This window comes from Rhodoflexus caldus (assembly GCF_021206925.1).
In the GTDB taxonomy this organism is placed as follows: domain Bacteria; phylum Bacteroidota; class Bacteroidia; order Cytophagales; family Thermoflexibacteraceae; genus Rhodoflexus; species Rhodoflexus caldus.
In genome coordinates this window covers 208,074-222,005 of sequence record NZ_JAJPRF010000003.1, presented here as the reverse complement: position 1 = coordinate 222,005, position 13,932 = coordinate 208,074, and the positions used below count along the sequence as shown (strand labels likewise).

General features: G+C 47.8%; 8 protein-coding genes. 4 read left to right on the top strand and 4 right to left on the bottom strand.

The annotated features are described in order from the left end of the window. The first annotated feature begins 292 nt into the window (after window positions 1–292). On the top strand, window positions 293–1,234 hold the full coding sequence (locus NDK19_RS05160) for a hypothetical protein (protein WP_250630784.1): 942 nt from the start codon (window positions 293–295) through the stop codon (window positions 1,232–1,234). Between the two features lie 13 nt (window positions 1,235–1,247). Here NDK19_RS05160 and NDK19_RS05155 read toward each other — a convergent pair whose 3' ends face one another. Continuing rightward, window positions 1,248–2,117, bottom strand: a complete 870-nt coding sequence (locus NDK19_RS05155) for a substrate-binding periplasmic protein (RefSeq protein WP_250630783.1) — start codon at window positions 2,115–2,117, stop codon at window positions 1,248–1,250. A gap of 176 nt (window positions 2,118–2,293) precedes the next feature. On the opposite strand from NDK19_RS05155, the gene NDK19_RS05150 reads away from it, so the two are divergent. Further along, window positions 2,294–4,660 (top strand): TonB-dependent receptor, encoded by a 2,367-nt coding sequence (locus tag NDK19_RS05150; RefSeq protein ID WP_250630782.1) that lies wholly within the window; start codon window positions 2,294–2,296, stop codon window positions 4,658–4,660. 118 nt (window positions 4,661–4,778) lie between these two features. On the opposite strand, the gene NDK19_RS05145 is transcribed toward NDK19_RS05150, so the two are convergent. Beyond that, entirely contained in the window at window positions 4,779–7,784 is a 3,006-nt protein-coding gene (locus NDK19_RS05145; protein ID WP_250630781.1) for a WD40/YVTN/BNR-like repeat-containing protein, read from the bottom strand. Window positions 7,785–7,960: 176 nt separating this feature from the next. Between NDK19_RS05145 and NDK19_RS05140 the strand changes: the two genes are divergently transcribed. Then, window positions 7,961–9,820, top strand: a complete 1,860-nt coding sequence (locus tag NDK19_RS05140; protein WP_250630780.1) for a PAS domain-containing sensor histidine kinase — start codon at window positions 7,961–7,963, stop codon at window positions 9,818–9,820. A gap of 109 nt (window positions 9,821–9,929) precedes the next feature. Here NDK19_RS05140 and NDK19_RS05135 read toward each other — a convergent pair whose 3' ends face one another. Next, window positions 9,930–11,231 (bottom strand): serine hydrolase domain-containing protein, encoded by a 1,302-nt coding sequence (locus NDK19_RS05135; RefSeq protein ID WP_250630779.1) that lies wholly within the window; start codon window positions 11,229–11,231, stop codon window positions 9,930–9,932. Window positions 11,232–11,327: 96 nt separating this feature from the next. Between NDK19_RS05135 and NDK19_RS05130 the strand changes: the two genes are divergently transcribed. Beyond that, window positions 11,328–11,738 (top strand): hypothetical protein, encoded by a 411-nt coding sequence (locus NDK19_RS05130; RefSeq protein ID WP_250630778.1) that lies wholly within the window; start codon window positions 11,328–11,330, stop codon window positions 11,736–11,738. Here the strand turns inward: NDK19_RS05130 and rnr are convergent. Then, window positions 11,722–13,908 (bottom strand): ribonuclease R, encoded by a 2,187-nt coding sequence (gene rnr, locus NDK19_RS05125; protein WP_250630777.1) that lies wholly within the window; start codon window positions 13,906–13,908, stop codon window positions 11,722–11,724. The two genes, NDK19_RS05130 and rnr, sit on opposite strands and share 17 nt — an antisense overlap. Window positions 13,909–13,932 lie beyond the last annotated feature (24 nt).

Here is a 13,932-nt window from a genome sequence, read left to right as displayed (position 1 = left end):
CCATACCGATGCTTATCAATCTCCTATGCAATTATTACCAACGCACAATTTTTTCTAAATTTATGCGTAGTTACTGTGTAATTGCACAACCGCAAGATTGAATTGACTGTATAAATACTTACAGAACTGTTCTTGGTGAGTTGTCATGCAAGTAATGAATCTAAAATCAATATTGTCAAATTTTACCTTTAGGTCGGTAGCGGAAGATTGCAAACAAACGCAGAGTTGAAAAACTAAAAAAACGCTTAAAATCCTATTTGTGTAAAGTTAGGCTCAAATTGCATATTTTCTTATGAAACGCTCTGTGGCTCTATTCGTTATCCTAATGGCATCTTTGCCTGCATGGTGCAGGGTAGAACCCTATTGGGCACCGACAAAGAAAGACACATTAGGTTTACTGAGCGCAAAACAGTCCAACAGAATACGTGTTGCTATCAGGGGGGCTTACAATCCGCACCGCTTATTATCAAATCCCGTCAGCAGCCATTTCGGCGAGTGCATGGAAGTGCGCATTGAAAATACAACGGACAGCACCTTACATTTAGTGCTGCCCTGCGGTACTATGCTGCTCTCATTGGACAGCAGCACACAGAACATGCTTGTTTCGGAAACAAGATATTTTACGCTTGCGCCACGGCAAAAAAAATATGAGCGCATCAATGCGCTCTGCGGAGAGTTGCATAAGAACGCACCCGATGTATATGTAAACTATGAGGTAGGAAAATTAGCTGCCGAGCCGCTTTTAAGACTTGCACATATTATTGAAGCTAACAGCGCCCAAAATAAGGCCGGGCAATATGCTGTTTGGGCAGTTACAGATAACGCCACAAAAAATGAATTGGGCGAGGACTATGAATTGCTGCAAGCCAGCCAAAAATTACTTACACTGGCAGGTATTGCATTTAATATAATGGGTAAGCAAGCCGAAGATATGACGAAGGCTGCAGTTACTCCAAATACGACTAAGCCCGCCATATCGCCTAACTTTGGTGCAACCGACAGGGAGCCGGCAATTGCCAACAATGCAGCAGATGTGCCGGTACTGGCAGATACCGCCACAATTTTTAGCCATGAGGCAGAAGAAATTACGGTGGTTGGCAACCGAAAAGCGGACACACAACATCAGGCACCGGGTCGCGATAGTTCCGAACTCATTGTATATGCCGTTGGAGCTATGTTGCTCGGCTTGGGCATGTATATGCTTGGCAAGAAAGCTATGCGCCGCGATGCCTGACCTACATGAAAAATTATTTTTTCTGCTGAATAGACTCTAACAGTTTTACGGCACTTTCACCCAAGTGAGTGTTCAGCGATTTCTTATACTCGTTGCTGTTGCGATAGTTAGCCCCTTTTTCGGAAAAGAATTCCTGCAATAGCGGCTGCCAGTCAGAGTTCATAGGCATAATAATGCCGAATTCCTCTCCTGTAAAATCCCCTGCGGGGTGGCGTTTGATAGGCAGTTTATCGCGTAGGGCATCGTTGTAATACACAAAGTCTAAGTACGTAAATCCTTTGGGGTCGCGTGCAACAGCCCGTAAGGCCTCAATACTCGACTCAAGGTATTTGATTTGCATGGTTGGCATGTACTGCTTTTTGATGGCTTCTAAGCGGGTGGCATTGGTCGTATTTTTAGCAGTATAGGCAGTCATGCCGGCAAAATCTTTTGCCATCAGCTCCATTCTGCGGAGCGTTGGAACAGAGTTGTGGGAAAGCAAAAAGTTGGCACTGTTGATAAACGGCGGTGAAAATCGCACTTCCTTTTTGCGGGCATCCGTAATAGTAACGCTGCCAATGCCAAATGTGCCGTTTGCGCTGTTCTTGGTGGCCTCATAAAACTTGCTGAAACCGTCATAGCCGTGATACTCTATCTTAATCTGTACACCTTTTTTGGTACTTACATACTTGGCAAAGCTCTCCATCAAGTCCACACATATTCCTTTGGGAGCATCTTTGGCAGAAGCACTGTAAGAAAACATCGGAGACTGAAAGTAGTTTACCACAAGGGTTGCCTGACGATTTTTTTGTGCAGCCGCCCAACTTACGGGAGTTGCGTTTTGTGCGTGTAGATGCAATAAATTAACACAAAAACCGAGCAGTAAAAGAAAAAATGACTTCATAGTTTTCAGGAAAAACAAAACAACACAATACAGGAAAGGGTTTTTTATGTTGATATGCTTAACTGCATAGTTATCACAAAAACACACTTCGGAGAAAAAAAATTGCCAAGCAACCGATGCGGCAATTTTTCAGTATGTATGTGAAGCATTTATTTATCACTCACTTTTATCACCATATGCGATTTTGTATAAAAACATTGCTTTTGTTTTTGCTCATTGTAAGCACCTCCCAAAGCCTGTATGCACAAGAAAAATTTACCATCAGCGGCTATGTACGAGACAGTAAAAGCGGTGAAACGTTGATTGGGGTCAATATCGCCATCAAAGGAACTACCACCGGCACAACCACCAACCCCTACGGATTTTATTCGCTGACGCTGCCTAAAGGTACATATGATATTGTTTATACATCTATTGGCTATCAGGCTGTTATAAAAAATATAGCACTGACGGCCAACCGCAAAGAAGACGTAGAACTGACAGAAGACAATGTTGAATTGCAGGAGGTGGTTGTAACCGCAGAAGCAGCCGATGCGGCGGTAAAAAACATGGAAATGAGTGTGAATAAGTTGGATATCAAGACTATTCAGCGCATTCCGGCCTTTTTGGGCGAAGTAGATATCATTCGCAGCATTCAACTGTTGCCGGGGGTAAGCACCGTAGGCGAAGGAGCAACCGGCTTCAACGTGCGCGGCGGCAGCATAGACCAAAACCTCGTGCTGATAGATGAAGCGCCTGTATATAACTCTGCCCACCTTTTCGGCTTTTTTTCCGTGTTTAACCCCGATGCGGTCAAAGATGTAAAACTGATTAAAGGCGGCATCCCTTCACCTTACGGAGGCAGGCTGTCGTCTATTTTGGATGTGCGCACCAAAGAAGGCAACAACAAGCAATTTGCCATGCAAGGCGGCATTGGAGCTATTTTCAGCCGCCTGACTTTGGAAGCGCCTATCGTAAAAGACAAAGCCTCTTTTATTTTGGCAGGCCGTCGGTCTTACATTGACGTGCTGGCCAAGCCTTTTCTGAACAACGACCTGCGGAACAGCCGTTTTTATTTTTATGATATGACTGCTAAGGTCAATTGGAAGGCCAACGACCGCAACAACTTCTACCTTTCGGGGTATTTCGGGCGCGATGTTTTCGGCAGCGGGTTCGATTTCAACTGGGGTAATGCTACAACCACTTTCCGATGGAATCACCTCTACTCTGACCGTTTATTTATGAACCTGACGGCGTTTTACAGCAATTACGACTACCTGATTGGCTTCCGCGATTCGGGCGTTCAAGGCTCCCGATTTGACTGGCGCTCCAATATTATCAACTACAGCCTTAAACCCGATTTTACCTATTATCTGAATGCCAATAACACCCTGAAATTTGGCCTGCAAACAATTTTATACGATTTCCGCCCCGGAAAAGCAGTTATCAGCAGTGCAGACCGCACCAGCGACATCAGTTTGGACAGCAAATACGCGCTTGAATCGGGTATTTATTTTGACAACGAACAGAAGTTGAGTGAAAAACTCACCGTACAATATGGTTTCCGCTATTCCATGTTTAACTATATGGGGCGCGGCGAAGCCTATTATTTCGGGGAGGCACCGCCCAATACTCGCCGCCTGCCTGTGGAGATACGAAATTTCGGGCAGTTTGAAACCATTCAGCAATACGGCAATATAGAACCGCGATTTTCCATGAATTTGGGGCTTTCTCCGACAAGTTCGTTGAAAGCGAGCTATAACCGCATGGCGCAGTATATCCACTTGGTATCCAATACGGCAGCTTCCACGCCGCTTGATGTATGGACACCCAGCACGAATAATATCCGACCGCAATTAGCCGACCAAGTAGCTCTGGGCTACTTCCGCAACTTTAAGGACAACATGTTTGAAACCTCGGTGGAAGTGTATTACAAATCGCTGCAAAATCAGTTAGACTATATTGACAATGCAGACCTGCTGCTCAATAAGTTCATTGAGGGCGACTTGGTGCAAGGCATTGGCAGAGCATACGGCGCGGAGTTTTATGTACGCAAAACCAAAGGACAACTCACCGGATGGGTTAGTTACACGCTTGCCAATTCAGAGCGCAAAGTGGAGGGTATCAACAGCAACCAATGGTTTCCCAATCGGTTTGACCGCCGACACAACGGCAATATTTCTGTAGCCTATGAGCGGAATAAATACTGGCAATTTGCTGCAAACTTTGTTTTCCAAACGGGGACGCCTGTAACTTTCCCGACGGGGCGCTACGAAGTGCAGGGGTTAATTATTCCGCACAATGTGGACAACAGCCGCAATAACGTGCGCATTGCGCCCTACCATCGCTTAGATTTGTCCGTTACCAAATACAACAAGAAGAAAAAGCCTGAACAGCGGTGGGAAAGCTACTGGGTTCTTTCTGTGTATAATGCCTATAACCGCCGCAATCCGTTTGCTATCTACTTCCGCCAAAACCCCGATACACCGATAAATACGGAAGCAGTTCGGTTTTCCGTCGTAGGCTCGTTCGTGCCGGCTGTTTCTTACAATTTTAAGTACTGATGTTGGGTTCTTTGGGAACACGGATTTTTGGCGGATACCATGGATAAACGCTGATTTTCTTAGTCATGTACAAACCTGACAGGCTTTGGAAACCTGTCAGGTTTAAAACTGTATCCGATTAGTCCTCTTCGTGAGGTTCGGCGGAAGGCTCGCCGCGACGACCGCCGCCACTGCGCGGAGCTTCTACTTTGAGTGTTTGTTTTTCTACCGATTCACCGGCGCGAACTTCAACGGTATATTCACCCACCGGCAGGTAGTATTTGCCGTTGCCCGCTGCACCGATTTTAACTTCTTTGCCGTCTTTAGCTTTGGTCTGCATTTCCTTCTGCAAATCTGCAACGGCTTTTTCATTCATAGTCAGGTCATAGTTTACGATATTGATACCGGCCTCGCTTTCGTCTGTCATTTCATGCAGCACTACGCCACCTGCTGACAGAATACGGATATTGCTGATGGCATTTTTAATCGCATAATTAAGATAGAAAACAATTTGCCGCTCAGGTGAAATCGCTTCGGCAAAGTTGCGCGGCCGCCCCCATGCCTCCGATGCAGTAATAGCCTGTACGGGGAACAAGTGCAAGGCTTTTGTTATCATCTGCTGGTCTATCTGCTGGATATGCTGTACGTCGGCAGTGAAAATAGAGCGCCCATGCGTACCTACAACCAGTTGTTTGTCGCGAGGATGGATGCGCAGGTCGTGTACGGCAACGGCAGGCAGCCCGTTGCTCATGGCAGCAAACGAAACACCGCGGTCAAAGGAAATATACACCCCGTTATCGGTACCCACGTACAGAATCTGGTCATTGACAGGGTCTTCCCGCACTACGTTGATAGGTTCGGCGGGCAGATTGCCGCCTAAACGCGTCCACGTTTGTCCGTAGTCTTCGGAAACATACAAATACGGGTCAAAATGGTCATAGCGATAGCCATTGAGCGACACAAACACCCGACCTTCGGCATGGTGTGAGGCTATTACGCGGCTTACCCAAAGTTTTTGCGGCAATTTGTCCGAAATGCGCGTCCATGTATAACCGCCGTCTTTGGACACATGCACCAAACCGTCATCGGAGCCGGTGTAGAGCAACCCAAAACGGCGAGGCGACTCGTCAATGGTTGTCAGTGAACCGTAAGGGACGTTGCCTTTAATGCCGCCTGCGGTCAGGTCGCCGGAAAGTGTTTGCATGGTTTCGCCTTTGTCCAATGAACGGTGGAAGCGGTGCGAACCCATGTATAAAATGTCCTGATTGTGGCGGGAAAGGTGAATAGGCGTTTGCCAGTTCCATCGGTAAGGGGTTTCGCCCAAATCGTGGCGCGGAGTAATGAATTTGCGCTCGCCCGTTTTGGTATTAATGCGGAAATAGTTGCCAAACTGAAAACCTGTGTAAACCGTTGCATTGTCGCGCGTGTCAATTTCCACCTGCATACCATCGCCGCCTATCAGCATCTGATACGGATAACGGCCTGTATCGTGCCAGTCTAAGCTGTGGCGGTAAGTGCTTGGGCCTACCCAAACGCCGTTGTCCTGCAAGCCGCCGTAAACATTGAAAGGCTGCGCCATATCCACATTGATGGCATAAAACTGTCCCACAGGAACGTTATTCATTTTTTGCCATGTTTCGCCGTCGTTGTAGCTGATGTTGATACCGCCGTCGTTGCCCAAAATCATGTGTCCGGGGCGGTTGGGATTCAACCAGAGGGCATGGTGGTCGGCATGAACATTGTCGCTGTTCATGGCTTTCCAAGTTTTGCCGCCGTCTTCCGACTTAATCACAGGCACACCCATGGTATAGATTTTATCGGGGTTTTTGCTGTCTATGCGGATTTGGCTGAAATAATAGCCATAGGTAAACACAAGGCCGTCTAAGGGTTTGTCATGTGTTTTGCGCCATGTTTTACCGCCGTCGTCCGAACGATACACTTCTGCACCCTTTACTTCAATTTCAAACAAATCGTCGTTGGCATTGATAAAATCGGCAAGTGCCTTTACGGGATATTTTTTGTTGGCAATGTCTTGTTTAACCGATTTGGGCGTGTATTTAGAAGGGATGCCGTAGCGCTCAAAGTAGGCTTGCAGGTCTTCATCGGGCAGTTTGGCAAATTCCTCTGCCGTCATGGTGCGAAAAGCGGAAGGCTTGATAACTTCTTTGCCCGTCGGTTTTTCGGCAGGGCGGCTGTCCTGATTGTCTAAAACGGCATAAATAATATTTGGATTGCCTGCAAAAACGTCCAAGCCGATGCGACCTGTACCGTCGGTGTTGGGGAAGCCACTACCGTCGGTATTGAGCTTCGTCCAAGTTGCGCCGCCGTCGGTACTTTTGTAAATACCCGAACCTTTGCCGGAGCCTTTAAAGTCCCATGCTTGGCGACTGCGCTCCCACATGGCAGCGTAAAGTACCTGTGGATTGGTCGGATCTATTACCAAATCAATTGCACCTGTGTTATTGTCCACAAACAGTGTTTTCTGCCATGTTTTGCCGCCGTCAGTGGTTTTGTAAATGCCTCTGTCGGGGTTGGGCGAATACAGATGCCCCAAAGCAGCTACCCATACCGTATTCGGGTCGGTTGGGTGCAAAACAATGCGCCCGATGTGCTGCGATTCTTCCAATCCTAAATGTTCCCATGTTTTACCGCCGTTGGTGCTTTTGTATATGCCCGTGCCGGCATAGGAAGAGCGGCTGGAATTGTTTTCGCCTGTACCTACCCATATAACGGCGGGTGTCGTTCCCTGCCACTGTACGGCAATATCGCCAATGGTCATGCTCGCCTGTGTATCAAAAACAGGGGTCATCTGTGTGCCGTTGGAGGTTGTATGCCACAGACCGCCCGAAGCGTAAGCAACCAAGAACTGAGAAGGGTCTGCCGGACAAACATCTACATCGGTTACGCGTCCGCTCATCACCGTTGGGCCTATGTTTTTAAAAGGTACATTGGCAACAATAGAACTTTCCTGCAACTGATGGCGGAGTTTGAAGGCTTCCATGCGGCGAGCTGCCGGAGTAGGCGCGGGTGTTGCCGGAGCATTGTTTTGTGGTTTCCGCTGTGCCACAGCAGGTGCGTAGCCCGCCATGAACAACGATACGCCCAACAAACCGCGCAAGAGTGATTTACGGTAAAAAGGTGTCATCGCGAAGTGTTTTTAATGCAATACAATTGTGTAAATGTCTGAATTTGAACCGTAAAATACGCTTTCAAGCCTTGATGCGCAAAAGTTTATGCAGTTTTGCAGCTGATATAACACAAATGCGGTGTTTGACGTATGACTGATTAGCTGTTTGAACCTAAACATATCAATTTCAAAAGATGCCGGCAATACACCATCTGATGACCCATCAAACCATTCTGGAAGAGATTCTGGCAGGTTATTGGGAGTGGAACATTCAAAATCAGACCGTTTATCTGAGCCGAAAATTTAAGGAAACCTTTGGCTACGCCGAGGGTGAATTGGACGAAAAAGCGGAAACCATCCGCAGCCTGATTATACCGGAAGATTTGGCCAGATTTGACAGCGAAGTAGTCAAGCACATGGAAAATGGCGGCAAACAGCCGTTTTCAGTAGAGGTGCGCTACATTCATAAAAACGGCGCTATTGTGTGGGTAAACTGCACGGGCGGAATCATTGAGTGGGATGATGAGCGGAAACCTGTTAAACTCATCGGCTGCCATGTGGACATTACACATCTCAAAGAAGCAGAAGCCGCTACACGAATAGAACGGCAATTGTTTGAGAACTATTTTGATGTCAATCTGGATTTGCTGGCAATTATGGACATGGACGGGCAACTTTTGCGGGTTAATACGCAATGGGAGCAGTCATTGGGGTATTCCAAAACCGAGCTGCAACAATATAAATTCTTTGACTTTATCCATCCCAACGACTGCACAAAAGTACGGGAAGCATTCGGGCAGTTAAAGCGGGAGGATGCCGTTGCAGAGTTTACCATAGGCTATAAAAGTAAAAAAGGTACCTACTGCACCATAGAATGGAAGTTATTGGCAAAGCAGGGTTTGATTTATGCCACGGCACGTGACATTACTATGCGGATGCAGGCCTTCCAAGAACGCGACCGGCTGCAAAAAATTAATCAATCCATTATTGAAGCCACCACCGACGGCATTATCATGCGAGATAAAAGCGGCAAGGTTATTTTCTACAACCATGCAGCGGCAGAAATGCTGGAATTAGAGCAAAATGCAGCCAACTTGCTCAACTTTTCCGAATTAAAGACTGTTCGCGAAGACGGCACCGAATATCCGCAAGATGAATACCCGTCTATGTGCGTACTAAAAAACGGCCTCCCTGTTTTTAACAACATTATCGGAGTGCAAAAAACAAACGAGCAAATGATATGGATATTGGTTAACTGCGTACCCGTTACGGAGGAGGACGGCAAAACAATCATGGCTACCGTTTCCTCGCTGACCAATATCACCGAGCTAAAAGCCCGAGAAAATCAGTTGCAAGCAACTATTAAAGTAGCACTTGACCGGAAGGCACGGCTGGAACATTTTGCCCACATCGTATCGCATAACTTGCGTTCACATGCAGGCAACATCTCCGCGCTGATTCGGATGATAGGCGACACACAGGACGAGGCAGAAAAAAAGCAGTTGTCGGAATACTTGGAAAAAGCCTCTGCACAACTGATGCGTACCATAGCAGACCTGAACGAAATCGTAGATGCAGGAAAGGATGATACCGTGCGCACCCTCAACCTGAAAAATCACATTGAAAGTGTTATTGAATCACTGGCTGCCAAAATTCAACAAAAGGCCGTAGCCATTCGGGTAGATATACCCGACAACCTGACCTTAGACTACAAAGCCGCCTACTTAGACAGCATTGCGCTGAATTTTATTACCAACGCCATTAAATACCGCCACCCTCAAAGAAAACCCTTCGTCCATATTTCCGCCTATGTGCACGAGGGCAACGTCTGGTTAGAAATTGCCGATAATGGCATCGGAATAGATTTGGAACGCTATGGAGACAAACTTTTCGGCATGTACAAAACCTTCCACGGAAATAAGGATGCCAAAGGCATCGGTTTGTACATTACCAAAAATCAGATAGAAGAAATGGGTGGCGAAATCAGCGTAGAAAGCAAACCGGGCGAGGGGACAAAATTTATCATACGTTTGGGAGCAGCTAATCTACGGTAAGGCATTTATACAAAAGCGCAAGTGGCTTGGAAGATTTCTTGTATCAATCATTGAATAACAGGTTTGTGTACACTCCGCATTCCGAAACGCCCCGCACTTTGTCTGTTGCCTATGGCAAAATTTCCCGCCCGAACAAATCGCGCTGCGGGAATATTTGCACCGCCGACAGTATGCGCTCCATTTCGGGCAGTACTTCAAAACTGAAATAAGGGCCGCGCCATGAACTCTGATTGGTAAGCAACACCCACGTAATGCCATCGCTGCGGCGACAGATAACGGCATGGGTGCCGCCGAAATAGCCGGTGCGTACCCACTCCTGCGGGTTGCAATAGCGCCAACCGATTTCAAGGCAGCGGGTGCTGTCCTGTACCCAATTACCCGAATTGCAGGTCATTTGGCGGATACTTTCCTGCGATAAAATATCGGGAACGGTTGCCATGCCGTCCAATGAAAGGGTGAGCCGCAAAAGTTCTACGGATGAGGCAATCCAGCCACCCGCCGCACCGAGCATTTTAACGTCTGTTCCGCCGTAGGGGCGCGAAACCTTGTTGCCGCTGCCGCTGATATCGGGTTTCAGCGATGCGCCCGAGTGGTCGTAATAGGTTACTTCGTTGGGCAGTTGTTCTTCGTAGCGGTTGTTACCGATTTGCATCTGCCGAATGCCCAAAGGCGCTAACAAATTCTCCTGCACATAGCGCTCATAACTTTGCCCGCTTACCTTCTCAATAACGCGCCCCAGCAGGCAGTAGCCAAAATTTGAATAGTCAAAAAACTCGCCCGGCTCGGCCAGCATTTTTTGCGACAGCATGAATCGGATAATCACGTCTAAGTCAATCGGCGGTTTTGTTCGCATGTAGGCGGCTACTTCTAACGGAATAAACATCGGGTCGGCACGGAAAGCATTTTTCCAGCCCCCTGTGTGTTGAAGCAAATGCCTGATTTCTATCTGATACACTCGCTTGTCTTTGGCGTTCAGATAAAGGCTGTCGGAAAGAATACCCGATGCTCCGAAAACTTTATCGGTCAGTTTCAACTTGCCTTGTTCCGCCATTTGCATAATGGCGGCGGCAGTAATCAGTTTAGACACACTCGCTATTCGGAAGCGATGCTGCGGTGTCATGGCCTCCCGCTTTTCCTGATTGGCATAGCCGAAGCCCTTGGCATACACCAGCCGCCCGTCTTTGGCAATTGCCAGCGAAAGCCCGCCAATCAGCCATTTTGCGCGAAACTTTTCAATGGCGCTGTCTATTACATGCAGCGTGAGTGTATCGGAGTCGTTGTTTTGCAGCGGCGTTCGCGGGGGAACGATGCGGAAACGCGGCTTTTCTGCTTCCACGTGGCCGACAACTTTCTTTTTTTCAGACGATTGCGAATGGGAGCAACTTACAACAGTCAGCAAAAATAAAACCATCGCGGCTACTCCGATTATTGGCCAACTTAGCGTAACTTTATGTGCTGCCTGTTTTTTCACCCTTACCTTGTTATTTTTTTATACCATTGAACCATCATGACCGACCAACAAATTGACGTGCTGGCAATGCGTTGCAAAGCCTGCGAGCAATTAGCCGAAAATGAATTTTTGCCCCTGTTTTGTCATCTGTGCCTCAGTAAAGAGACAGAATTACTGCCAAAAGAAAATCATTTGCCGCAACACAGCTACATTGACGTTCCTTTTTTTGCACCGCTACCCTCGCAGCTTAAAGAACAGTTTGTACTGATGCTTTGGCTGGTTTATGAAAACAAAGACCGCACGGTAGCCACATGGCATGGCGTTTTTTCCGTTACACGCACGCAACCCGGCACTACGCTGGCCGAAAAATTCACGAACTATGCGCGAACAATCCTGCCGCAGTTTGAGAAAATAAAAGACCTGATTTGCGCCAAAGTTTCGGTAACAAGTTTTAAAACTCTTCCATAAAAAAGTCAATGGTGCGCTTCTCGAGGTTAGTGGCTTTGATGCGCACCTGCACTTGGTCGCCTAAGCGAATCGTGCGGCCATACCTCCTGCCGACTGCACAGTAGTTTTTCGCATCGTGCTCGTAGTAGTCGCCCGGAATGTCGCTCATGCGCACCATGCCTTCGCATCGGGTGTCGGTGAGTTCTACGTAAACACCCCATTCGGTAACGCCTGTAACTACGCCCGTAAGCAGTTTACCCCGCAACTGCCCGGCTTTTTGCAGGTCTTGGATGAGTTCTACCTGTTTGTACTTAATGCTGGCACGCTCGGCATCTGCGGCGCGTTTCTCCATGGCACTGCTGTGCTTGCAGCGTTCCTCATACTCTGTGCGATTGACAGGCTCGCCGCCGTCCAGATAGTGTTGCAACAGGCGGTGCGCCATCATATCGGGGTAGCGCCTGATAGGTGAGGTAAAGTGCGAATAGTGCTTGAACGCCAACCCGAAGTGCGGCAGCGGGTCGGTAGTGTACTTGGCCTTTGCCATCGCGCGAATGGCCAAATGTTGCAGCACGTTTTGTTCTGGTCTGCCCTCAACCAGTAACGAAAGCTCGTTCAACGATTTGGCAAGTTCTTTATCACCGATTTTGATGCTATGCCCAAACTGCTTGGCGAAATTGGCAAAGTTCTCTATTTTTTCCTCATCGGGCTTGTCGTGGGTGCGATATACCATAACGTTGCGATCTTTGCCCTTCCGCATCTGATACACAAACTCGGCAACTTGCCTGTTGGCAAGCAGCATAAACTCCTCGATGAGTTTATGCGCATCTTTGCGCACTTTGGTGAAAATTTCAATCGGCTTTTTCCGTTCGTCTAAGCGGAATTTCACTTCTGTTGTTTCAAACAAAATAGCACCGGCTTGCACTCGCTTGCGCTGAAACAACTTGGCGAGTTTGTTCAAGGTCAGAATTTCTTCGGCAAAATCGCCCTGACCGGTTTCTATTACCTGCTGTGCTTCTTCGTAGGTAAAACGGCGCTGCGAGTAAATAACCGTTCTGCCGAACCACTCACTTACGATTCGTCCGCGCTCCGTAATTTCAAAAACGGCAGAAAACGTAAGTTTTTCTTCATTGGGGCGCAGCGAACAGAGTTTGTTGGACAACTTTTCGGGCAACATGGGCACGCACCTGTCCACTAAGTAAACCGATGTGGCACGGCGATACGCCTCTCGTTCAATGAGCGTTCCCGGAAGTACGTAGTGCGTAACATCGGCTATGTGCACACCTATTTCATAATTGCCGTTTTCCAACTTGCGAAACGACAGCGCATCATCAAAATCCTGCGCATCTTCGGGGTCAATGGTAAAGGTTGGCACCCCTCTGAAATCGCGGCGTTTGGCAATTTCTTTGGCATGAATAGCCTCACTGATTTGCTCGGCCTCTGCTATTACCTCTTCGGGAAACTCCATCGGCAAGTCATACTCTGCCATAATGGAGTGCATCTCGGTTTCGTGCTCGCCTGCCCTGCCCAGCACTTTGGTAACAATGCCAAAGGGGTTTTTACCTGCTTCGTCCCAGCCGGTGATAGCGGCAACGACCTTTTCGCCGTGCTTTGCGCCTTTGGTATCGCTCAGGCGAACGAATATGTCGTGATACATTTTGCGCTTGTCGGGGATGACAAAAGCAAAACGCGGGGATAGCTCGATAACACCCACAAAATCGGAGCGAAAACGCTGTACTATTTCTACAATTTCGCCTTCGGGGCGGTCGCTTTGGTTGTAGCGGTGAATTTGCACGCGCACCGTATCGCCATCGAGGGCAGTGCCGGCATGGCGGCGACTGACGCGGATATCGGGAAAACTGCCGTCTTCGCTTACCACGAACAAAAATTCAGGATTTACGTAATCCACCCTGCCCGTCAGTGTTTCTTTTTCCTGTGCCCCCTTTTTGGTCAGGTAAACCACTTGCCCGTTGCGCTGCAAAATCTCTTTGCGCACCAGCGAGTCAATCATGGACTCCACTACTGCACGCGCTTGCAGGTCTTGGGCATGTAGTTTCTTGAAAATTTGCTTGATGGTATAGGTGGCATTTCTGGAACGCTCAAATAAATCGATAAGTTGGTGTTGCAGTTGGCGAGGGTCGTAGTTGTGCGCCTTAAGTTTATTTTTCTTTGCTTTGGGTTTTTGCTTCTTCATACATAACAAATGGGCGGATATATC

Coding starts and splice junctions, on each gene's coding strand:
- NDK19_RS05140 (WP_250630780.1), top strand. CDS start 7,961: ATGCCGGCAATACACCATCTGATGACCCATCAAACCATTCTGGAAGAG.
- rnr (WP_250630777.1), bottom strand. CDS start 13,908: ATGAAGAAGCAAAAACCCAAAGCAAAGAAAAATAAACTTAAGGCGCAC.
- NDK19_RS05130 (WP_250630778.1), top strand. CDS start 11,328: ATGACCGACCAACAAATTGACGTGCTGGCAATGCGTTGCAAAGCCTGC.
- NDK19_RS05150 (WP_250630782.1), top strand. CDS start 2,294: ATGCGATTTTGTATAAAAACATTGCTTTTGTTTTTGCTCATTGTAAGC.
- NDK19_RS05155 (WP_250630783.1), bottom strand. CDS start 2,117: ATGAAGTCATTTTTTCTTTTACTGCTCGGTTTTTGTGTTAATTTATTG.
- NDK19_RS05135 (WP_250630779.1), bottom strand. CDS start 11,231: ATGGTTTTATTTTTGCTGACTGTTGTAAGTTGCTCCCATTCGCAATCG.
- NDK19_RS05160 (WP_250630784.1), top strand. CDS start 293: ATGAAACGCTCTGTGGCTCTATTCGTTATCCTAATGGCATCTTTGCCT.
- NDK19_RS05145 (WP_250630781.1), bottom strand. CDS start 7,784: ATGACACCTTTTTACCGTAAATCACTCTTGCGCGGTTTGTTGGGCGTA.